General features: G+C 69.5%; 18 protein-coding genes. 9 read left to right on the forward strand and 9 right to left on the reverse strand.

The features are described 5' to 3' along the window. Nucleotides 1-99: 99 nt before the first annotated feature. The 9 genes from xerD to G6N75_RS10525 all read right to left on the reverse strand — a co-directional run bounded on the left by xerD (nucleotide 100) and on the right by G6N75_RS10525 (nucleotide 10,217). The gene (gene xerD / locus G6N75_RS10485) at nucleotides 100-1,053 is read right to left on the reverse strand and encodes a site-specific tyrosine recombinase XerD (protein ID WP_165348308.1); all 954 of its coding nucleotides are present in this window, start codon (nucleotides 1,051-1,053) and stop codon (nucleotides 100-102) included. Nucleotides 1,054-1,224: 171 nt separating this feature from the next. After that, nucleotides 1,225-2,517, reverse strand: a complete 1,293-nt coding sequence (locus G6N75_RS10490; protein ID WP_165348309.1) for a hypothetical protein — start codon at nucleotides 2,515-2,517, stop codon at nucleotides 1,225-1,227. Between the two features lie 6 nt (nucleotides 2,518-2,523). Then, complete coding sequence (locus G6N75_RS10495) at nucleotides 2,524-3,147, reverse strand: energy transducer TonB (RefSeq protein ID WP_165348310.1); 624 nt, start codon at nucleotides 3,145-3,147, stop codon at nucleotides 2,524-2,526. Beyond that, nucleotides 3,147-3,554 (reverse strand): biopolymer transporter ExbD, encoded by a 408-nt coding sequence (locus G6N75_RS10500; RefSeq protein ID WP_165348311.1) that lies wholly within the window; start codon nucleotides 3,552-3,554, stop codon nucleotides 3,147-3,149. The genes G6N75_RS10495 and G6N75_RS10500 overlap by 1 nt, the downstream gene beginning before the upstream one ends. 41 nt (nucleotides 3,555-3,595) lie before the next feature. Beyond that, nucleotides 3,596-4,003, reverse strand: coding sequence for a biopolymer transporter ExbD (locus G6N75_RS10505; RefSeq protein WP_165348312.1), 408 nt, complete (start codon nucleotides 4,001-4,003; stop codon nucleotides 3,596-3,598). A 13-nt stretch (nucleotides 4,004-4,016) separates the two neighbouring features. Further along, on the reverse strand, nucleotides 4,017-4,541 hold the full coding sequence (locus G6N75_RS10510; RefSeq protein WP_165348313.1) for a MotA/TolQ/ExbB proton channel family protein: 525 nt from the start codon (nucleotides 4,539-4,541) through the stop codon (nucleotides 4,017-4,019). After that, nucleotides 4,538-5,884, reverse strand: a complete 1,347-nt coding sequence (locus G6N75_RS15330) for a MotA/TolQ/ExbB proton channel family protein (RefSeq protein ID WP_165348314.1) — start codon at nucleotides 5,882-5,884, stop codon at nucleotides 4,538-4,540. The genes G6N75_RS10510 and G6N75_RS15330 overlap by 4 nt, the downstream gene beginning before the upstream one ends. Further along, entirely contained in the window at nucleotides 5,881-6,660 is a 780-nt protein-coding gene (locus G6N75_RS10520; protein WP_165348315.1) for a DUF3450 domain-containing protein, read from the reverse strand. Before G6N75_RS10520 ends, G6N75_RS15330 begins: the two co-directional genes overlap by 4 nt. Before the next feature lie 125 nt (nucleotides 6,661-6,785). Continuing rightward, nucleotides 6,786-10,217, reverse strand: coding sequence for a methylmalonyl-CoA mutase family protein (locus G6N75_RS10525; protein ID WP_165348316.1), 3,432 nt, complete (start codon nucleotides 10,215-10,217; stop codon nucleotides 6,786-6,788). A 325-nt stretch (nucleotides 10,218-10,542) separates the two neighbouring features. Here G6N75_RS10525 and G6N75_RS10530 point away from each other — a divergent pair, with 325 nt between their 5' ends. The 9 genes from G6N75_RS10530 to G6N75_RS10570 all read left to right on the forward strand — a co-directional run bounded on the left by G6N75_RS10530 (nucleotide 10,543) and on the right by G6N75_RS10570 (nucleotide 21,935). Then, nucleotides 10,543-11,664: a Glu/Leu/Phe/Val dehydrogenase gene (locus G6N75_RS10530; protein WP_165348317.1), complete on the forward strand. Its 1,122-nt coding sequence runs from the start codon at nucleotides 10,543-10,545 to the stop codon at nucleotides 11,662-11,664. 7 nt (nucleotides 11,665-11,671) lie between these two features. After that, complete coding sequence (locus tag G6N75_RS10535; protein ID WP_165348318.1) at nucleotides 11,672-12,844, forward strand: isovaleryl-CoA dehydrogenase; 1,173 nt, start codon at nucleotides 11,672-11,674, stop codon at nucleotides 12,842-12,844. Between the two features lie 15 nt (nucleotides 12,845-12,859). Next, entirely contained in the window at nucleotides 12,860-14,038 is a 1,179-nt protein-coding gene (locus G6N75_RS10540) for an acetyl-CoA C-acyltransferase (RefSeq protein ID WP_165348319.1), read from the forward strand. After that, nucleotides 14,039-15,649, forward strand: coding sequence for a carboxyl transferase domain-containing protein (locus G6N75_RS10545; protein ID WP_165348320.1), 1,611 nt, complete (start codon nucleotides 14,039-14,041; stop codon nucleotides 15,647-15,649). Nucleotides 15,650-15,659: 10 nt separating this feature from the next. Beyond that, nucleotides 15,660-16,484 (forward strand): enoyl-CoA hydratase-related protein, encoded by an 825-nt coding sequence (locus G6N75_RS10550; protein WP_165348321.1) that lies wholly within the window; start codon nucleotides 15,660-15,662, stop codon nucleotides 16,482-16,484. After that, complete coding sequence (locus tag G6N75_RS10555) at nucleotides 16,481-18,487, forward strand: acetyl-CoA carboxylase biotin carboxylase subunit (protein WP_346765521.1); 2,007 nt, start codon at nucleotides 16,481-16,483, stop codon at nucleotides 18,485-18,487. Before G6N75_RS10550 ends, G6N75_RS10555 begins: the two co-directional genes overlap by 4 nt. Nucleotide 18,488: 1 nt before the next feature. Then, a complete protein-coding gene (locus tag G6N75_RS10560; protein ID WP_165348322.1) occupies nucleotides 18,489-19,394 on the forward strand; it encodes a hydroxymethylglutaryl-CoA lyase in 906 nt (301 codons plus the stop codon). A 57-nt stretch (nucleotides 19,395-19,451) separates the two neighbouring features. Continuing rightward, nucleotides 19,452-20,219 (forward strand): SDR family NAD(P)-dependent oxidoreductase, encoded by a 768-nt coding sequence (locus G6N75_RS10565; protein ID WP_165348323.1) that lies wholly within the window; start codon nucleotides 19,452-19,454, stop codon nucleotides 20,217-20,219. A 75-nt stretch (nucleotides 20,220-20,294) separates the two neighbouring features. Continuing rightward, a complete protein-coding gene (locus G6N75_RS10570) occupies nucleotides 20,295-21,935 on the forward strand; it encodes an electron transfer flavoprotein-ubiquinone oxidoreductase (RefSeq protein ID WP_346765526.1) in 1,641 nt (546 codons plus the stop codon). Nucleotides 21,936-21,975 lie beyond the last annotated feature (40 nt).

A 21,975-nucleotide genomic window follows, 5' to 3' on the forward strand; every position in this document is an offset into this window, starting at 1 on the left:
ACTCTGACCGGCGCGGGCCGGCAAAGTTTCGGCGCCGACGGTCGGCGCGCGCATATTCTAGCCGGAGAAGTCGGCAGCAGTTAGCCCGCCCGGCGGCACTCAGCCGCGGGGATGGTGGCGCGCGTGGAGCTCGCGCAGGCGCTCACGCGCGACGTGGGTATAGATCTGGGTGGTGGAGAGGTCGCTGTGGCCGAGCAGCATCTGCACGACCCGCAGGTCGGCGCCGTGGTTCAGGAGATGGGTCGCGAACGCGTGCCGCAGCACGTGCGGCGACAGCGCCCGGTCGATGCCGGCGCGCTGCGTATAGCGCTTGATGATGTGCCAGAAGGCCTGGCGGGTCATCCGGTCGCCGCGGCGCGTCGGGAACAGGTAATCGGTCTGCTTCTCCAGCAGGATCTCGCCCCGGGGCCCGGCGATGAACTGCTGCAGCCACTCGAGCGACTCCTCGCCGAGCGGGATCAACCGCTCGCGCCCGCCCTTCCCGACGATGCGCACCACGCCCTGGTTCAGGTTGACGTGACCGAGCTTGAGGTTCACCAGCTCGGTGACCCGCAGGCCGGTGGCGTAAAGCACTTCGAGCATGGTGCGATCGCGGTGGCCGAGCGCATCGGCCGTGTCCGGCGCGTTGAGCAGCGCCTCCACCTCGTCCTCGGTCAGGGACTTGGGCAGGGGACGGCCGATCTTCGGCATCGAGATCTCGGCGGTCGGGTCGGTGCCGGCGCCCTGCTCGCGCAAGCGCCAGCGGAAGAAGCGCCGGAAGCTGGACAGCTGGCGGGCCGAGGACCGCGGCCGGGCGCCGGCCTCGACCCGGTCGGCGATGAAGCCGAGGATGTCGCCGCGCTCGGCCTCCGCCAGCGGCCGCCCGCGCGCCGCCAGCCAGCGCGCCAGGGCCAGCAGGTCGGTGCGGTAGGCGGTCAGGGTGTTCTTGGACAGGCCACGCTCCATCCAGGCGGCATCGAGAAAGCGATCGATCGCCTGCTCGGACGCCTCCAGGTGACGCTGGCCCGCCTGTGCCCCGTCACGCCCCGCGCTGTTATTCGCCGAAGATGCCATGCCGTCCACTGTTCAGCCCTGAATTGCCCAACCAGGCAAATTCACAAGCCCGATTCTCAACCCCGGTCGCAGGACCGGATGCGACCGTAGTCACAGAATCACGGACGGTTAACATAATTTGAGCCGCATCACATAATGCGATGCCGGCGATCCGGGGGGCGGCCCGGCGACCTAGTTGTTGGCGGCGCGGAGCTCGGCGAGCTGGATGCGGTCCTCGACGAAGCGCTGCCACTCGCGCGCCTGGCTCCGCGTGTTGGCATCGAACTCCTGCGCACGCTGGAAGGCGTTGCGCGATTCACGCAGTTGGCCCAGCTCCATGGCGGCGATGCCGATCATCAGCCAGGCCCCGCCCGGGTTCTTGACGTTGCCGAGCTCGAGCGCGGCCCGCGCGGAGTCGACCGTCTGCTGCCATTCGTTCTGTTCCATCATCAGCCGCGCCTTCTGCATCAGCAGGTCGCCCTCGCCCGTCATCGGGGCCAGGCGGTCGATGACGTTGCCGGCCCGCTGGTACTCGCGGGCGGCCGTCCAGGCACTGAGCAGGAGGCGGAGATTGGGCTCGCTGGCCTCGATCTGGCCGGACTCCATGCCCCTGGTCAGGATCTGGGCGCCCTGGAACGGCAGCTCGTTGTACATGCTCATGCGCGCCACGGTCAGGAGCTTGGCCTCCTCCGTGATCAGCCCGCCGTTGTAGGCCGCCATCAGCGCGGCCAGGGCGTCCATGTCCTGCTGCAGTTCCTGGTGCGCGCCGGACAGCATCTCCCAGTACTTCAGTTTGTCGGGCCAGCGGGCCACCATGGTCTTCAGGATTCCCACGGCCGACCGGTAGTCCTTGAGCTCGAAATGGATCGCCAGCGCCAGCTGGTACCAGCTCTCCTTGGACTCGGCCCCGGCCTGCTCGATGGCCCCGGTCACCCACGGCAGGGCGTCGCGGTAGCGCTGCATCTGGGCGTAGTTCTGCCCCATCATGATGCGGTCTTCCGGCGTCGGCTCGGGCTGGAACTTCAGGTACTGCCGCATCATGTCGATCGAACGCTGCCACTCCTCGCGGGAGGCGTACAGCTGCGCCAGGGACTTCATCATGCTGAAGTGGGCCTTGTTCGGCAGCGCATCGAGCTCGACCGCGCGCTCGAAGCGCTTGATGGCGTCATCGACCCGGTCCTGGGAGATCAGGACGAAGCCGTAGATCTGCTCGCCCATGGCGCGCTCGTAGTCGTTGAGCGGCCCGTCCAGGTACTGCTGCACCGCCTTCAGGAGCTCCTGGTACTTGCTGTCGGCATAGAGCTGGGTCATCGCTTCGTAGCGGCGGTAAGCCCGCTCGCCGAACAGCACACTTGGCTCCTCGCGCTCGATCTCCGGCCTTGGCTCTTCCTGCGCAGCCACCGGCGCCGGGGCCAGCGCGGATCCCAGCACCAGGACCATGGCGATCAGCAGGGACGGGACGAATACCGGGCGGGGATTCTTCATCGGCGCTTAATCCTGGTTCAGGTTGAACTCGATGGTCTGCTCGGCTTCGCGGGACACCGCCTGGCCGTCGACGATGCGCGGCCGGAACTTCCAGCGCAGGATCGCCCGGGTGGCTTCACGGTTGAACACCCGGGGCGGTTCGGCCGCGATCACCTGGGGATCCATCACCGAACCGTCCGGCATGATGGTGAACCGGACCCGCACCCAGCCCTCGATGCCGCGCAGCAGCGCATCCCGGGGGTAGGTGGGCTCGATCCGCACGATCGGGATGATGTCGCCGTCACCCACGTTGTCGCCGGTCTGCCAGCCCGCGGCCACCACCGGCCCGCCGGTGAAGCCGACGGAGATGTCCGGCGTCTCGATGTCCAGCACCTGCTTCACCTGCTGCTGCGGCGCCTGCGTCTGCAGCTGGGGCGGCGGTGGCGGCTTGTCCGGCGGCGGCGGCTTCTTCGGCACCTGGCGCTCGCGGGTCTGCACGATGTCGTCGGCCTTGACCCGGACGAACTCGATCACCCGGCCGGTGTCGGGCGGTCGCTCGAACCCGCCGCGGCCACCGATCAGGGCATGCATCAGCAGGAACAGCAGGAGGGCGACGAAGACCCCGGCGGCGATGGACAGCAGGAACCGCATCATTGACCTCCCGACTGCGCCGCCACGGAAATATTCAGGATCCCGCCGAGGCGCACCTGGTCCATCAGATCGATCAGGATGCCGGTTTCGGAGCGCTCGTCGGCGATGATCACGACCGTGCTCTCCGGACTCTCGTTGCGGGCCTGCTCGATGCGCTGGCGCACGGACTCCAGCTCGACCACGCGCTTGTCCATCCAGATCTGGCCGGTGGCGGAAATCGCGATCAGGATGTTGCCGCGGTCCTGGCGGGCCGCCGTGAGCGCTTCCGGCCGCTGCGGGTCGATGCCGGTTTCGCGGATGAAGGAAGTGGTCACGATGAAGAAGATCAGCATGATGAAGACGATGTCCAACATCGGCGTGATGTTGATCTCCGTCTCTTCTTCGCGTGCCGCGTGCCGTTTCGCCATGACTTAGTGGACCCCGGTCTGTGGCTAAAGTTTCGCCGCGCCTAGCGCGCCATCGCAGCGATCGATACCGACTTGGCGCCCGCCATCCGGGCCTGGTCGATGACCCGCACCATCAGCCCCGAGTCGGCGGCGCGGTCGGCGATCACGACCACGGCGGTGTCGGCGCCCTTGGTGGCCAGCTCCCCCTCGACATTGGCGCGCACCGCGCGAATGTCCACCGGCCGGTTGTTGACCTGGATCTGGCCGGTTCGCTCGATGCGGATGGCGATCACCTCGGAGATCTTCTTTTCTTCCTGCGGCTCGTTGGACGGCCGGTTCAGTTCGATGCCGATCTCCTTCACGAAGGAAGTCGTCACGATGAAGAAGATCAGCATGATGAAGACGATGTCCAACATCGGCGTGATGTTGATCTCGGCCTCGTCCTCGGCTTTGGCGATACGGCGTCTCATGCCTGTTCAGTCCTCAGTGTCGCACCAGCAGGCCTTCCAGCCGCTCGGTGGAGATGCTCGCCTTCTTTTCCAGCCACGCGGCGAAGTACAGGCCCGACAGCGCCGCCACCAGCCCCGCCATCGTCGGGATGGTCGCCTTGGACACGCCGCCGGCCATCAGGCGGGCGTTGCCGGTGCCGGCGAAGGCCATCACGTCGAACACCGCGATCATGCCGGTGACGGTGCCGAGCAGGCCGAGCAGCGGCAGGACCGCCATCAGCGTCTTGATCAGCAGCAGGTACCGCCGGCTGTCGATGTTGACCTCCGAGATCAGGTAATTCCTGACCTGGTTCGCCGCCCAGGACGTCGTGTCGCGGCGGGCGTCCCACTCCTGGCGGACCCGCTCGACCTGCTTGGGCAGCACGAAATAGAAATACCAGATGCGCTCGATGATGAACGTCCACATCAGGATCGTGACGACGAGGATGCCGTAGAGGACATCCCCGCCGGTCTCGAAAAAGTCCCGGATCGATATGAACGCATCGAGGAAGGGGTTCATCTGCCGCCTTCCGCCTGCTTGGCGATGATGCCGGCGCTCTGCTCTTCCAGCACCTCGATCAGCGCCTTGCTGCGGCTGGCCACCACGCTGTGCAGCAGCACCAGCGGGATGGCGACCGTCAGGCCGAGCACCGTGGTCACGAGCGCCTGCGAGATGCCGCCCGCCATCAGCTTCGGATCGCCGGTGCCGAACAGGGTGATTGCCTGGAACGTGACGATCATGCCGGTCACGGTGCCGAGCAGGCCGAGCAGCGGCGCGACCGCGGCAATGACCTTGATGGCGCCCTGCCAGGTCTCGAGCTTGGGCACTTCCTTCAGGATGGCCTCGTCGAGCTTCAGCTCGAGCGTCTCGGTGTCGGCGTCCCGGTTGTCGTCATAGACCTTGAGGATCCGGCCCAGCGGGTTCTTCTCGTTCGGCTGGTCCACCGACTTGAGCTGGCCGCGGATGCGGGTCCCGGCAGCCCCGAGATAGAGCCAGCGGGCCAGCGCGATCAGCAGGCCGACGATGCCGAGGGCGATGATCACGTAGCCCACCAGGCCGCCCTGGTCGATGCGCTCGCCCAGGCTGGGTTCCTGGATCAGCAGCGCCAGCAGCGAGCCGCGGCCCGGGTCGACGGGCGCCGCCACCGTGGTGTTCGGGCTTGCGGTAAAGACGTCTTCCGCCATCCTGCGGTAGCGGGCCTGCGGCTGGCGGGCCAGCTCCAGGATGGTGTTGGTCTCGGGCAGGTAGTTGAAGAAGCGGTCGCCGGAGACCAGGTTGAACACGCCGATCCGGACCAGCTCCTCATCGGACTGGGTGCCGTCCGGACGCGTCACGACCGAGTTGAAGCGGGAGATGTTGCCGCTGCGGATCATTTCCTCCATCAGCAGGGCACGGAGGTTGTTGAGCTCCTCCATGGACGGCACGCCGCGCACCTGCGCCAGGCGCTCGGCCAGTTCCTCCCGGCCGTTGTCCTGGGCCGTGACCAGCGAGCTGCGGATCAGCCCGACGGTGTCGCCGGACACCTGGCGCACGACGCCGAACAGCTCGCCGAAGTTGCCGAGCTGCAGGCGCAGGGTCTCGTTGAGCTCCGCCAGCTGGAGCTCATTGGCGTTGAACTGCTCCGTCAGCGCGTCGCTGCGCTGCTCTGCCGCGGCCAGCTCCTGCCGGGCCTGCTCCAGCAGCTGGGCCTGCTCGTTGCGGTTCTGGACGAAGCGCTGCTCCCGCTCCTTGTTCTCCGCGCTCAGCTCGGAGCGCGACTTGCGGACTTCCTGCAGCAGCTGGTCGAGCGAGTCGACGGCCAGGGCCTGGGGAGCAGCCAGCGAGGCCGCCAGCGCGGCCGTGACGATGATCAGCTTTTTCATTGCACCTGCTCCGTCTCGGGCGCGGGGATCGGGAGGCGCAACAGGTTCGGCGCCGCCTGCTGGCGGGCGATCCGGAGGCCTTCCACCACGTCGTTGCGGAATTCCTCGGCGACCTCCCACTCACGCGTGTTCTTGTTCCAGAAGCCGGTCTCGGCGCGATCCGGCGTCTGGTAGGCGAGCAGGATGCGGCCGACCCGCAGGAAGTCCACCTTGCGGTCGCCCAGCTGGCCGTCATAGGCCTCGGTGGTGCGGCCGAAGTCCGCCTCGATCTGGTAGGCGTTCATGATCTGGCGGTACTTCTCGGACACCGTGACGTCCGACTGTTCCATGATGTCCCGCAGCATCTGCACCCGGTTGCGGCGCTCGGTCAGCTGGAAGGGCATGTCGAGCTCGATGAAGCGCTCGAGGTCGTCGATCATCTGGTACATCAGCGGGATGATGTCCTGCTGGACCTCCTGGAAGCTCTCCAGCTGGCGCTGGATGTCGAGCTTTTCCTCTTCCTGGTCGTTCACCAGCGACTGGAGGTTCTCATTATAAATACGCACCCGGTCGAGCCGCTGGATGGTGACGCGGTACTCGCCGAGGAGTTCGGTCGTTTCGTCCGCGAGCTGGGCGATGCGGGCCTGGGAGCGGGCGGCATCCTGGACGCCGGCCTTCTGCTCCGAGAGCGCGGTGTTCAGGGTGCGTTCCTGCGCGACCGCGAGGCCGAGCGGCAGTACCGCCATGAGCGCCAGGGCGACATACGCGCCGGGGCGCCTTCTCCTGTGTTGATCCATGAGAACCTCTTCACAATGACAGAGACAGGTACGGGATGCGGCCGCGAGCATCCCCGCGGAGAGCACGGAAAACTAGCAGAATCACTCCCTGATGAAAAGCTTGCGCAGCCCCCCCGGCCGCGCGCCTACATATTACGTCGATATTGCCCGCCAACGGCATACAGGGCCCGGCTGATGCGGCCGAGCGAGCAATGCTTGACCGTCTCCATCAGCCCCTCGAACACGTTGCCGCCACTGGCCGCAGCCCGCGCCAGGCGCTCCAGCGCGCCGGCGCCGGCCTCGCCCGAAGCGGCATTGAAAGCGCGGGTGGCGGCGACCTGGGCCGCTTTCTCTTCCTCGCTGGAGCGGATCAGCTGGCCCTCTTCCACCGGGGCGTCGTCCTGGCCCTCCGGCCCGAGGAAGGTGTTGACCCCGACGATCGGCAGACTGCCGTCGTGTTTCTTGTGCTCGTAATACAGGCTCTCTTCCTGGATCCGGCCGCGCTGGTACATCGACTCCATGGCCCCGAGCACCCCGCCGCGCTCGGTGATGCGCTCGAACTCCGCGTAGACCGCCTCCTCCACCTGGTCGGTCAGGTAGTCGATGACGTAGGAGCCCTGCCACGGGTTCTGGTTCCGGTTCAGGCCCAGCTCCCGGTTGATAATGAGCTGGATCGCCACCGCGCGCCGCACCGAGGCCTCGGTCGGCGTGGTGAGCGCCTCGTCGAAGGCGTTGGTGTGCAGGCTGTTGCAGTTGTCGAACAGGGCGTAGAGGGCCTGCAGCGTGGTCCGGATGTCGTTGAAGTGCATCTCCTGCGCGTGCAGGCTCCGGCCCGAGGTCTGGATGTGGTACTTCAGCATCTGGCTGCGGGCTGAGCCGCCGTAGAGCCGTTTCATCGCCCGGGCCCAGATTCGCCGGGCTACGCGGCCGATGACGGCGTATTCCGGATCCATGCCGTTCGAGAAGAAAAACGACAAGTTCGGTGCAAAATCGTCGATTTTCATGCCTCTTGCGAGGTAGTACTCGACGATCGTGAAGCCGTTGGCCAGCGTGAAGGCCAGCTGCGTGACCGGGTTCGCGCCCGCCTCGGCGATGTGGTAGCCGCTGATCGAGACCGAGTAGAAATTCCGGATCTTGTGGTCGGTGAAGTACTGCTGGACGTCGCCCATCATGCGCAGGGCGAACTCGGTGGAAAAGATGCAGGTGTTCTGGGCCTGGTCTTCCTTGAGGATGTCGGCCTGCACCGTGCCGCGTACCCGGGCGAGCGTCTCCTCCCGGATCCGGCCGTAGGTTTCGGCGTCCACGACCTGGTCCCCGGACACCCCCAGCAGGCCCAGGCCGGAGCCGTCGTGGCCGGCCGGCAGTTCGCTACGATAGACCGGCCGCTCGCGGCCCGCCAGCAGGTCGGCGATGCGCCGCTCCGCCGCCGCCCAGCCGCCGGTCGCGCGCAGGTGCTTCTCCACCTGCTGGTCGATGGCGGTGTTCATGAACATCGCCAGGATCATCGGCGCGGGGCCGTTGATGGTCATCGAGACCGAGGTGCTCGGGTCGCACAGGTCGAAGCCCGCGTAGAGGCGCTTCATGTCGTCCAGCGTCGCGATGGACACGCCCGAGTTGCCGATGCGGCCGTAGATGTCGGGGCGCTCGTCCGGATCCTCGCCGTAGAGCGTGACCGAGTCGAAGGCGGTCGACAGCCGGGTCGCGGCGTGGCCGGCGGCCAGGTAGTGGAAACGGCGGTTGGTCCGCTCGGGCATGCCCTCGCCGGCGAACATGCGGATCGGGTCCTCCGCCTCGCGGCGGTAGGGATACACGCCGCCGGTATAGGGATAGGCCCCCGGGAGATTCTCCCGGCGCAGGAAACGCAGCTGCTGGCCCCAGTCCTCGTATTGCGGCGGGGCCAGCTTGGGCAGCATCAGCCGGCTGAGGGACTCGGTGTAGTTCTGGCCCTTCAACTCCCGGTCACGCACCCGGTAGCTGTATTCCCCGGCCTCCACGGCCGCACGCCGGGCCGGCCACTCGCGCAGGGCCGCCAGGGATTCCGCAGCCAGCGCCCCCAGGGCCTCGTTATACCGCCGGCGCAGGGTCGCGAGGGCGCCGTCGCCGGCCGCGGCCTCGTCCGGGTAAGGCTCCAGGGCCGCGGGGCGCTCCGGGTCGATCCCCTCGAGCGCGCGCCAGCAGGCCCAGGCGGTGCCGGCCGACTGGGCCTCGGCCTCGGCCTCGTCGTTGGCCCGGCGGCCGTCGTCAGCGATCTCGGCCAGGTAGCGGACCCGGCGCGGCGGGATCAGGGCCCCGTGGTCGGACGCCGCCGGCAGCTCGGGCGGGGTCCAGTCCGCCTCGTCGAGGCCGCAGCGTTCCACCAGGGCCGCGCACAGCGCCCGGAACATCCGGTTGACGCCCGGGTCGTTGAACTGGCTCGCGATGGTCGGGTAGACCGGGACCTCCTCGTCGGGCAGGTCGAAGGCCTTGCGGTTGCGCTTCCACTGCTTGCGCACGTCGCGCAGCGCGTCCTCGGCGCCGCGCTTCTCGAACTTGTTCAGCACCACCAGCTCGGCGAAATCGAGCATGTCGATCTTCTCCAGCTGGCTGGCCGCGCCGTACTCGCTGGTCATGACATAGACCGGCAGGTCCACCAGGTCGACGATCTCCGTGTCGCTCTGGCCGATGCCGGCGGTCTCCACGATGACCAGGCCGAAGCCGACCGACTTGAGGAAGTCGACCGACTCCGCCAGCGCCGCGCTGGTCGCGAGGTGCTGGCGGCGGGTCGCCACGGAGCGCATGAAAACCCGCTCGTCGGCGAGGGAATTCATGCGGATGCGATCGCCGAGCAGCGCGCCGCCCGTGCGCCGCCGGGTCGGGTCGACGGCCAGGACGGCGATGCTGAGTTCCGGGAAGGCCCGCAGGAAGCGGTTCAGCAGCTCGTCGGTCAGGCTCGACTTGCCCGCCCCGCCGGTGCCGGTGATGCCGATGACCGGCACTGCCGCGCCGGCGGCGGGCTCCAGCGCCGTACGCGGGCCTCGCGGCTCCCTCGCCTCGTCGGCCGCATCCTCGATCAGGCTCAGGGTCCGGCCGATGCGCAGGTGGTCCCGCGGGCCGCCGGCGCCCGGAGCGAGCTCCGGCCGCGGCGCAGCGCGGACCCGCTTGAAGACGTCGTCGATCATCCCGTCGAGGCCGAGCTGCATGCCGTCCTCGGGGCCGTAGACCCGCTCCACGCCGTAGGCCTCGAGGGCCCGGCGCTCGGCCGGGGAAATCGTGCCGCCCCCTCCGACCACCACGCGGATGTGCTCCGCCCCATGCTCGCGGAGCATGTCGACCATGTAGCGGAAATACTCGTTGTGGCCGCCCTGGTAGGAGGAGACCGCGATGCCGTCGGCGTCTTCCTGCAGGGCCGCCCGCACGATATCGGCCACGCTGCGGTTGTGGCCCAGGTGCACCACCTCCGCGCCGTGCGACTGGAGAATCCGGCGGATGATGTTGATGGCCGCGTCGTGGCCGTCGAACAGCGAGGCGGCGGTGACGAAGCGCAACGGCCGCCCGGCGCCGCCCGGCAGGACCTCCAATGCGCGTGCTGCTGTGCTCATGTCGATCTGTCGTACCTGCTCATGCCGCCGGGGCACAGGGTCCCCGATTATAGCGACAAGCCGCCCCCGGCCGGGACGCGCCCGGATGCTGCGATGCGGCACAAGCCGGCGGGAATGCAGGAGTTTTCCGCGCTGGCTATAATTGCGCGGCCCGACTCGCCGCCCGGCGGGACCCGGAGACCCGCCTCTCCGCCCGGCCCCGCGGCGCGATCCGCGTCAACGCAACCGACCGCGCGCGGCCCGCACGGGCCCCGCACGGCGTCGCGCGCCAGAACAACGACCAGGGCGGACGCCCTGACCGGACCAAAGCAGGAGGTCTCCGCAGATGAATCTGTTCCAGCAGCTCGAGGGCATGGGCCACGAGCAGGTCGTGTTCTTCCAGCACAAGGACAGCGGCCTGAAAGCGATCGTCGCGATCCACGACACGGCGCTCGGCCCCGCCCTGGGCGGCCTGCGGATGTGGCCCTACGCGAGCGACGACGAGGCCGTGAAAGACGTGCTCCGCCTGTCGCGGGGCATGACCTACAAGGCCGCCGTCTCCGGGCTGAATCTCGGCGGGGGCAAGGCGGTACTGATCGGGGACCCCGCCAAGGACAAGAGCGAGGGGCTGTTCCGGGCGTTCGGCCGCTTCATCGGCTCGCTCGGCGGCCGCTACATCACCGCCGAGGACGTCGGCACCACGGTCGACGACATGGACTACATCTACCAGGAAACCGACCGGGTGGTGGGCGTGCACCGGGTCCACGGCGGCAGCGGCGATCCCTCGCCTTTCACGGCCTTCGGCACGCTGCAGGGCATCAAGGCCTGCCTGCAGAAGAAGTACGGCCACGACGACCCGGGCAAGGCGAGCTTCGCCATCCAGGGCGCCGGCAGCGTGGGCCACTACCTGGCCAAGTTCCTCTCCGAGGCCGGGGCCAAGGTGTTCGTCTGCGACATCAACGCGGACCGCGTCCAGCACATCGTCGACGAGTTCGGGGCCGAGGCGGTGAGCACCGAGCAGATCTACGACGTGGACGCGAACGTGTTCGCCCCCTGCGCGCTCGGCGGCGTCATCAACGACGCCACCCTGCCGCGGCTGAAGTTCGACATCGTCGCCGGCAGCGCCAACAACCAGCTCGAGACCAACCAGCATGGCACGGCGCTGGAGGAGCGCGGCATCGTCTACGCGCCCGACTACGCCATCAACGCCGGGGGGCTGATGAACGTCGCCATCGAGCTGCAGGGCTACGATCGCGACCGCGCCTACCGCATGGTCTCCAGCATTCGCGACATCATCGGCCGCATCTTCCAGCTGGCCGAACGCGACGGCATTCCGACCTGGCAGGCGGCCGACCGCCTGGCGGAGGAGCGTATTGCGATGATCTCGAAGGTGAAGATCCCCTATTCCAAGCGCTTCAAGGACCGCCTCTCCGGGCGTCGCAGCCATACCACCGAAATGATGAGCTGAGGCCGGGATGGAGCTGTTCAACACCGGGCTGGGCGAGGACCTCGACCTGCTGCGGGACTCGGTGCGAAGGTTCGCTGCCGAGCGGATCGCGCCGCTGGCCGAGGAGATCGACCGCAGCAACGAGTTCCCGCAGGCGCTCTGGCCGGCCCTCGGCGAGATGGGCCTGCTCGGGCTGACCGTGGGCGAGGACTACGGCGGCTCGGGACTGGGCTATCTCGCGCACTGCGTGGCAATGGAGGAAATCTCCCGTGCCTCGGCCTCGGTCGGCCTGTCCTACGGCGCCCACTCGAACCTCTGCCTGAACAACATCTGGCTGAACGGGAACGAGGCCCAGAAGCAGAAATACCTGCCGAAGCTGTGTTCAGGCGAGTGGGTGGGGGCGCTGGCCATGTCCGAGCCCGGCGCCGGCTCGGACGTCATCGGGTCGATGAGCTGCCGCGCCGAACAGCGCGGCGACGTGTGGGTCGCGAACGGGTCGAAGATGTGGATCACCAACGGCCCGGAGGCCTCGGTCCACCTGGTCTACATGCGCACCGCCGATCCGGGGCTCGGCTCGAAGAGCGTCACCGCCTTCCTGGTCGAACAAGGCATGCCGGGCTTCCGCACGGCGCAGAAGCTCGACAAGCTGGGCATGCGCGGCTCCAACACCTGCGAGCTGGTGTTCGAGGATTGCGAGATCCCGGCGGAAAACGTGCTCGGCGAAGTCAACGGCGGCGCCTACATCCTGATGCGCGGCCTGGACTCCGAGCGCCTGGTGCTCTCGGGCGGGCCGATCGGGATCATGCAGGCCTGCATGGACGTGGTGCTGCCCTACCTGCACGAGCGCAAGCAGTTCGGCGAGCCCATCGGCAGCTTCGGCATCATGCAGGCCAAGATCGCCGACATGTACACCGCCCTGCAGTCCTCGCGCGCCTTCACCTACCGCGTCGCCGGCCAGTTCGACCGCGGGGAGCCGACACGTTTCGACGCGGCGGCCTGCCTGCTGCAGGCCTCCGGCGCCGCCGTGGCGGTCGCCCTCGAGGCCATCCAGGCGCTGGGCGGCAACGGCTATATCAACGACTACCCCGCCGGCCGGCTGCTGCGCGACGCCAAGCTGTACGAGATCGGCGCCGGCACCAACGAGATCCGCCGCATGCTGATCGGCCGGGAGCTGTTCCGCGCCTCCGGCAGCGCCAACTAGACCCAGGAGTCCGCCATGAGCCAGTCACCGATCGTCATCGCCGCCGCCCGGCGCACCCCCATCGGTTCCTTCCAGGGCACCCTCTCCGCCGTACCCGCGCCCGAACTGGCCGCCGCCGCCATGCAGGCGGCGCTCGGGGATGCCGGCGTCGAGCCGGACGACGTCTCGGAAGTCATTTTCGGCTGCGTGCTGCCCGCCGGCCTCGGCCAGGCCCCGGCGCGCCAGGCCGCGCTGGCCGCGGGACTGCCGCAGGCCGTCGGCTGCACCACGCTCAACAAGGTGTGCGGCTCCGGCATGAAAGCCGCCATGTTCGGTCACGACCTGCTGCGCGCCGGCTCGGCCTCGATCGTGCTGGCCGGCGGCATGGAGTCGATGAGCAACGCGCCCTACCTGCTGCCCAAGGCCCGGGCGGGCTACCGCATGGGGCACCAGCAGGTGCTGGACCATATGTTCTACGACGGGCTGCAGAACCCCTACGACGGCCACATGATGGGGCACTTCGCGGAGGCGACGGCCCGGGAATACGGCTTCAGCCGCGAGGCGCAGGACGCCTTCGCCATCGAGAGCGTCCAGCGGGCCCTGGCGGCCGCGGACGACGCCTTCGCGGCCGAGCTCGTGCCCGTGACCGTCAAGACGCGGCGCGGCGAAACCGTGGTCGGCGGCGACGAGGAACCCGGCCGCTGCGACCTCGACAAGATCCCCTCCATGCGTCCGGCCTTCGCCAAGGACGGCACCGTGACCGCCGCTTCCTCGTCCTCGATTTCCGACGGCGCCGCCGCCCTGGTACTCACCACGGCGGCGGAAGCCGAGCGGCGCGGCCTGGCGCCGCTGGCGCGCATCGTCGGGCACGGCGGGTTCGCCCAGGCGCCGGAGCGGTTCACGACGGCGCCGGTCGCCGCCATGCGCCACCTGATGGCGCGCCTCGGCTGGGGTGCGGACGACGTCGACCTCTACGAAATCAACGAGGCCTTCGCGGTGGTCACCATGGCCGCCATCCACGACCTGGGCCTGGACCCGGCGAAAGTGAACGTCAACGGCGGCGCCTGCGCCCTGGGCCACCCGATCGGCGCCACCGGCGCCCGGATCCTGGTCACGCTGGTGCACGCGCTGCGGCAGCGCGGCCTCAGCCGGGGCGTGGCTTCGCTGTGCATCGGCGGCGGCGAAGCCACCGCGGTCGCCGTCGAGACGCTCTGAATGCCGGTCATCCAGAGCAGCCTGCGCCCCGACGACGAGTCTTTCCGCGCCAACCGCAGCCACATGGAGGCGCTGGTCGAGGACCTGCGCGCCCAGGCCGCGCAGGCGGCCCTCGGCGGCGGCGAGCGGGCCCGCGACCGCCACACCGACCGCGGCAAGCTGCTCCCTCGTGACCGCATCGACGCACTGCTCGACCCGGGCAGTCCCTTCCTGGAGCTGTCGCCGCTGGCGGCCCACGGCCTGTACGACGGCCAGGCGCCGAGCGCCGGCATCATCACCGGCATCGGCCGCGTCGCCGGCCAGGAAGTCGTGGTGGTGGCGAACGACGCCACGGTCAAGGGCGGCACCTATTTCCCCGTGACGGTAAAAAAGCATCTCCGCGCCCAGGAAGTGGCGCTGGACAACCACCTGCCCTGCGTCTACCTGGTGGACTCCGGCGGCGCCTTCCTGCCGCTGCAGGACGAGGTGTTCCCGGACCGCGACCATTTCGGGCGCATCTTCTACCACCAGGCACAGCTGTCGGCGGCGAACATCCCCCAGCTGGCGGTGGTGATGGGGTCCTGCACCGCCGGCGGCGCCTACGTGCCGGCGATGTGCGACGAGGCCGTCATCGTCCGCAACCAGGGCACGATCTTCCTCGGCGGCCCGCCGCTGGTGAAAGCGGCCACCGGCGAGGAAGTCGACGCCGAGACGCTCGGCGGCGGCGAGGTGCACAGCCGCATCTCCGGCGTCACCGACCATCTCGCCAACGACGACGCCCACGCGCTGGCCATCGCCCGCGAGCTGGCGGCGGGCTGGCACCGCCGCCGCCACGGCCACGGTCCCGTGGCCGAGCCGGAAGACCCGCTTTATGCCGCCGAGGAGCTCTACGGCGTCGTGCCGCCGGATACCCGCTTCCCCTATGACGTGCGCGAGATCATCGCGCGCCTGGTCGACGGCTCCCGGCTGACCGAGTTCAAGCCGCTCTACGGCAAGACCCTGGTCTGCGGCACGGCGCGCATCAACGGCTATCCCGTCGGCGTCCTGGCCAACAACGGCATCCTGTTCTCCGAGTCCGCGCTCAAGGGCGCGCACTTCATCCAGCTGTGCAACCGGCGCGGCATCCCGCTGCTGTTCCTGCAGAACATCACCGGCTTCATGGTCGGCAAGAAGTACGAGCAGGCCGGCATCGCCAAGGACGGCGCCAAGATGGTCAACGCGGTCGCCACCGCCACCGTGCCGAAGTTCACCGTGGTGGTGGGCGGATCCTTCGGCGCCGGCAACTACGCCATGTGCGGCCGGGCCTACGGCGGGCGCTTCCTGTGGACCTGGCCCAATGCCCGCATCTCGGTGATGGGCGGCGAGCAGGCCGCCAGCGTGCTGGCGACGGTGCGGCGCGACGGCCTGGCGGCCCGTGGCGAGGACTGGCCGGGGGACGAGGAGGAAGCCTTCCGCGCCGGCATCCGCGCGCAGTACGAGACCCAGGGCCATCCCTATTACGCGACCGCGCGACTGTGGGACGATGGCGTCATCGACCCGGCCGATACCCGCCGGGTCCTCAGTCTCGCCTTGTCGGCGGCGCGCAACGCCCCGCCTGCCGCCGAGGCGCCCTACGGCATTTTCCGGATGTAGAGGCAGGCTCATGGCCGACAACGTCTTGCTGGAACTGGACCGTCGCGGCATCGCGACCCTGACCCTCAACCGGCCCGAGGTGCATAACGCCTTCGATGCCGCCCTGGTGCAGCGACTGACCGAGCTGCTGGTGGCGGTCAAGGAACGCGGCGCTGCGCGCGCCGTCGTCCTGACGGGCGCCGGCCGCTCCTTCTCCGCCGGCGCGGACCTGAACTGGATGCGCGCGATGGCCGCCTGCACCGAGGAGGAGAATTTCGAGGACGCGCTGCAGCTGGCCGACCTCATGGCGCTGCTGAACTCCATGCCCCTGCCCACGGTGGCGCGGGTGAACGGCCATGCCTACGGCGGCGGCGTCGGCCTGCTGGCCTGTTGCGACCTGGTCCTGGCCAGCAACGAAGCGAGGTTCGCCCTGTCGGAGGTTCGCCTCGGCCTGGTGCCCGCGGTCATCAGTCCCTACGTCATCGCCGCCATCGGCGAGCGCAATGCCCGCCGCCTGTTCCTCAGCGGCGAGGCCATGAACGCCAAGCTGGCCCGTCGGGTGGGGCTGGTGCACGAGATCGCCAAGCCGAACCGGCTCGACGCCGCGCTCGAGGACCAGCTCGGCATGCTGCTCAGGGGCGGCCCGGTGGCGCTGCGCGAGAGCAAGCAGCTGATCGCCACGGTCACCGGCCACCAGCTGTCGGCCGACGACGCGCTCAAGCGCCGCACGGCGGAGATCATCGCGCAGCTCCGCGGCTCGGCCGAGGGGCAGGAAGGGCTGGCCGCCTTCCTCGAGAAGCGCGAGCCTGCCTGGATCGGGCAGCCGGCCGGCGGAGACGCCGGGGGAGAGGCGTGAGGGAATCGTTCCCCATCCGGCGGCTGCTGATCGCCAACCGCGGGGAGATCGCCTGCCGGGTGATCCGGACCTGCCGCCGGCTCGGCATCGAGACGGTCGCCGTTCACTCCAGCGCGGACGCGCGCGCCCGCCACGTCCGCGAGGCGGACACGGCCGTGGCCATCGGCGGGGCGGCGCCGGCCGAGAGTTACCTGGACGGCGCGCGCATCATCGACGCGGCGCTGGCGGCGGGGGTCGATGCGGTCCACCCCGGCTACGGCTTCCTGTCGGAGAACGAGGACTTCGCGCGCGCCTGCGGCGCCGCCGGGCTGGTGTTCGTCGGGCCGAAGGCCGAGACCATCCGCCGCATGGGCTCGAAGAGCGAGGCCAAGGCGATCATGGAGGATGCCGGCGTCCCCGTCGTACCCGGCTACCACGGCGCGGACCAGTCCGATGACACGCTTGAACGCCAGGCCGGCCAGGTCGGTTATCCGCTGCTGATCAAGGCCTCGGCTGGCGGCGGCGGCAAGGGGATGCGCGTGGTCCGCTCGGCGGCCGAGTTCGCCGACGCGCTGGCCGCGGCCCGGCGCGAAGCGCAGAAGGCCTTCGGCGACGACCGGGTGATCCTCGAGCGCTACCTCGAGCGGCCGCGCCATATCGAGTTCCAGGTCTTCGGCGACCGCCACGGCAACGTGGTCCATCTCTGGGAGCGCGAGTGCTCGACCCAGCGCCGCTACCAGAAGGTCATCGAGGAAAGCCCCTCGCCGCTGCTCGACGACGCCACGCGCCAGCGCATGGCCGCGGCGGCGGTCGAGGCTGCGCGGGCGGTCGACTACCTGAACGCCGGCACGGTGGAGTTCATCGTCAGCCCGGAGCGCGAGTTCTGGTTCATGGAAATGAACACGCGCCTGCAGGTCGAGCACCCCGTGACCGAGATGGTCACCGGCCTCGACCTGGTGGAGTGGCAGCTGCGCGTCGCCATGGGCGAGCCGCTGCCGCTGGCCCAGGCCGAGATCCCGCAGCGCGGCCACGCCGTCGAGGCGCGCATCTACGCCGAGAACCCGGCGGCCAGCTTCATGCCCTCGACCGGGCGAATCCGCTGCCTGCGGGCGCCCGACCGGCACCCGGCCGTGCGGCTCGACTCGGGGGTGGACGAGGACGACGTGGTCAGTCACCACTACGACCCGATGCTGGCCAAGCTGGTGGTACATGGTATCGACCGCGCGGAATGCATCTCGCGCCTGCGCCAGGCGCTGGCGCACACCGCCGTGGCAGGGGTCGCCACCAACCTGCCGCTGCTGCGCGCCATGGCGGCCCATCCCCTGTTCGCGGCGGGCGAGGTCGACACCGGCTTCCTCGACCGCGCCCTGGAGGAAGTGCTGTGGGATGTCCCGACGCCGCCGCTGACCGCGCTGGCTGCTGCCGCCTGGCGGCTCGCCGGCGAGCTCGAGCGGCCGGCACCGGCCGACGATCCCTGGTCGCCCTGGGCCGCCGGTGACGGGTGGCGCGCCGGCGGCAGCGGCGGTCTCCCGCTCCGCCTGCTCGACGCCGCCGGCCGGCGCCACGAGCTGCGGCTGGAACTCCGGCCGGAGGGCGTGCGCGTGCACGCCGGCTCGCATCATCTCGAGGCCGAGCTGCAGGAAATCGGGCCGGACCGGCTGCACGTCCGCTGCCAGGGGCTCGACGAGGAGGCGCTGGTCGTGACCGACGGCGACCGGGTCTACGTGGGCCTCGGCGACCATGGCTGGGATTTCGTGGTCGAGCCGCTGTACGCGGGGGACAGCGCGCTCGCCGAACAGGACACGCATCCGGTGGCGCCCATGCCCGGCACCATCGTGGCCGTGAAGGTGGCAGCCGGCGATCGCGTCGAAGCAGGCCAGGCGCTCCTCATCATGGAGGGCATGAAGATGGAGCTCACCCTGGCGGCGCCCGTCGCCGGCATCGTCGAGCGCGTGCTGTGCGCGGCAGGCGACACCGTCGAGGCCGAGACGGTGCTGGTCGACATCCGGCCGGAGGACGACTGAGGTGTCCCTGCCCACCCGCGTTCGCATCGTCGAGGTCGGCCCGCGCGACGGGCTGCAGAACGAGCCGGCGACCGTCCCTGCCGCCGTGAAGATCGAATTCATCCAGCGGCTGGCGGCCGCCGGGCTGCCGGCCGTGGAGGCGACCAGCTTCGTCAGCCCGCGCTGGATCCCGCAGCTCGCCGATGCCGAGGAGGTGTACCGCGGCCTCGAGCGCCGGCCCGGCGTGGCGTATCCGGTGCTGGTGCCCAACCTGCAGGGACTGGAGCGCGCCATGGCGGCCGGCGCCGAGGAGATCGCGGTCTTCACCGCCGCTTCCGAGGCCTTCAACCAGAAGAACATCAACGCCTCCATCAGCGAGAGCCTGGACCGCATCCGCCGGCTGGCCGATCCGGCGCTGGAGCGCGGCCTGCGCATCCGCGGCTACATCTCCTGCGTCCTCGGCTGTCCCTACGAGGGACCGGTGCGGGAGGAGAAAGTGGTGGCAGTCGCCGCGGCCCTGTTCGGGCTCGGCTGCTACGAGGTATCCCTGGGCGACACCATCGGCGTCGGCACGCCGGTCGCCGCCCGCCGCATGCTCTGGGCCGTCGCGGGCGAGTGCGGCATGGAACGGCTGGCGGTGCATTTTCACGACACCCGCGGCCAGGCGCTCGCTAACATCTTCGCCTGCCTCGAGGCCGGCGTGACCACGGTGGACGCCTCGGTGGCCGGCCTCGGGGGCTGCCCCTACGCCCGGGGCGCTTCGGGCAATGTCGCCACGGAAGACCTGGCGTACCTGCTGCAGGGCCTCGGCATCGAGACCGGCGTCGACCTGCCGCGACTGGTTGCGGCCGGGCGCTGGATCTGCGCCCGGCTCGGCCGCGAGCCGCGCAGCCGGCTGGCGCTGCTGCCCGAATACCAGGACGACTAGCATCATCCCGCGCCCGGCGCGGGCCATCTGCCGCAAGCAAGGACCAAGGAACGAAGTATGCAACTGTCACAACTCAAGGCCGTCGTCACCGGCGGCGCCTCCGGCCTGGGCCACGCCGTCGCCAGGCGCATCGCCAGCGAGGGCGGCCGGGTCGCCATCCTCGACGTCAACGAGAGCCAGGGCCGGGAGGCCGCCCAGGCGCTCGGCAGCCAGGCCATGTTCGTGCGCACCGACGTGAGCAACGAAGGCGAGGTCAACGCCGCCGTGGACGCGGCGGCCGAGGCCTTCGGCGGGATCAACCTGGCGGTCAGCTGCGCCGGCATCCTCGGCGCCGGCCGCGTGCTCGGGCGCGACGGGCCGATGGCCGGCGACTATTTCGCCAAGGTGATCACGGTGAACCTGGTCGGCACCTTCCTGCTGGCCAAGGCGGCGGCGGCGAAGATGCAGGCCAACGAGCCCAACGTGGAAGGCGAGCGCGGCGTAATCGTCAACACGGCCTCGGTCGCGGCCTTCGAAGGCCAGGTCGGCCAGGCCGCCTACTCCGCCTCCAAGGGCGGCGTGGCCGCCATGGCGCTGCCGCTGGCGCGCGAGTTTGCGCGCCTCGGCATCCGGGTCAACACCATTGCGCCGGGGATTTTCCTGACGCCCATGATGGAAGGCATGCCCGAGCATATCCAGCAGTCGCTGGCCGCCCAGGTCCCCTTCCCCTCGCGGCTCGGCCGCCCCGACGAATTTGCCGACCTGGTGGCCTACATCTGCACCAACAGCATGCTCAACGCCGAGACCATCCGGCTCGACGGCGCCATCCGCATGCAGCCCAAATAGCGGCATGCCTCGGGTAAAATCACGGGTTCAGCCGCGCACCAGGACGAGTCGCCGATGAGCGCACATGACGAAGGCATCGAGCGCGATGTCATGGAATACGACTACGCGATCGTCGGCGGCGGGCCGGCCGGTCTCGCCTGCGCGATCCGCCTGAAGGCGAAACTCCCGGAGGCGAACATCTGCCTGCTGGAAAAGGGCTCGGAGATCGGCGCCCACATCCTTTCCGGCTGCGTCATGGAGCCGGGGCCGCTGGACGAGCTGATGCCGTCCTGGCGCGACAACCCGCCGGCCATCTGCGTCCCGGCCGGCACGGACGAGTTCCGTTTCTACACCCGCCAGCGCTCCTACAAGCTGCCGACGCCGCCACAGATGCACAACGCGGGCAACTTCATCGTCTCGCTGGGCGAACTGTGCAAGCAGATGGCGGCCCAGGCCGAGTCGCTCGGCGTGGAGGTCTTCCCCGGCTTCCCGGGCCGGCATCCCCTCATTGACGGCGAGGGTGACGCGGCGCGCGTGATCGGCGTGCGCTGCGGCGACATGGGCCGCGAAGCGGACGGCACGCCCGACGGCCGTCCCGGCGACAACTTCGCCCCCGGCGTCGACATCCACGCGAACGTCACCCTGTTCGCCGAAGGCTGCCGCGGCAGCCTCTCCAAGCAGCTCATCAGGCGCTTCGAGCTCGACCGCGACGCCATGCCGCAGACCTACGGCCTCGGCTTCAAGGAACTGTGGCAGCTCCCGGAGGGACGCACGACGCCGGGGCTGATCCAGCACAGCGTGGGCTGGCCCCTGGACAATGCCACCTACGGCGGCAGTTTCGTCTACCACCTCGACCAGGATCGCGTGTATGTCGGCTACGTGGTCGGCCTCGACTACGCCGACCCGCGCTTCTCGCCCTTCGAGGCTTTCCAGCAGTTCAAGCACCATCCCGACATGCGCGCCCTGCTGGCGGGCGGCGAGATCATCGCCACCGGCGCCCGCACCATCATCGAGGGCGGCTGGCAGGCGCTGCCGAAGATGGACATGCCCGGCGCGCTGCTCATCGGCGACGGCGCCGGCACGCTCAACGTGCCGAAGATCAAGGGCGTGCACCAGGCCATCCGCTCGGGGATGCTCGCTGCCGACCACCTCGCGGCGGCCGGTGAGCCCGCAGGCTACGACGCCGCCTTTCGCGCCTCGGCGGCGGGAGAGGAACTGCGCAAGGTGCGCAATATCCGGCCCGGCTTCAACCGCGGCCTGTGGTTCGGCATGGCCAACGCCGCGCTGGAGACCGTGCTGGGCGGCCGCAGCCCCTGGACGCTGAAGACGCACTCCGACTGGGACAGCCTCAACTCGCTCGCTGCCGCGCGGGCGCACGACGGCCAGGCGGCGATGGCCGCGAACTGGGAAGCCGAGCGCAGCCTGCCGCCGCGCGACCGCCTCGCCAGCGTGTATTTCGCCAACACCGCGCACGAGGAAGCCCAGCCGGTGCACCTGCGCGTGGCCGACACCTCCATCTGCGCCACCCGCTGTGCCGAGGAATACGGCAACCCCTGCACCCGCTTCTGCCCCGTCGGCGTCTACGAGATGGTCGACGACGGCCAGGGCGGGCGGCAGCTGCAGATCAACGCCTCGAACTGCGTGCACTGCAAGGCCTGCGATATCAAGGACCCCTACCAGGTGATCGACTGGGTGACGCCGGAAGGCGGCAGCGGACCGAACTACCAGACAATGTGATCGCCGCGCCGGGGACGGCGCAGCACCTCAAGGAGAAGCC

This window comes from Thioalkalivibrio sp. XN8 (assembly GCF_011058255.1).
Classification (GTDB): Bacteria; Pseudomonadota; Gammaproteobacteria; order Steroidobacterales; family XN24; genus XN24.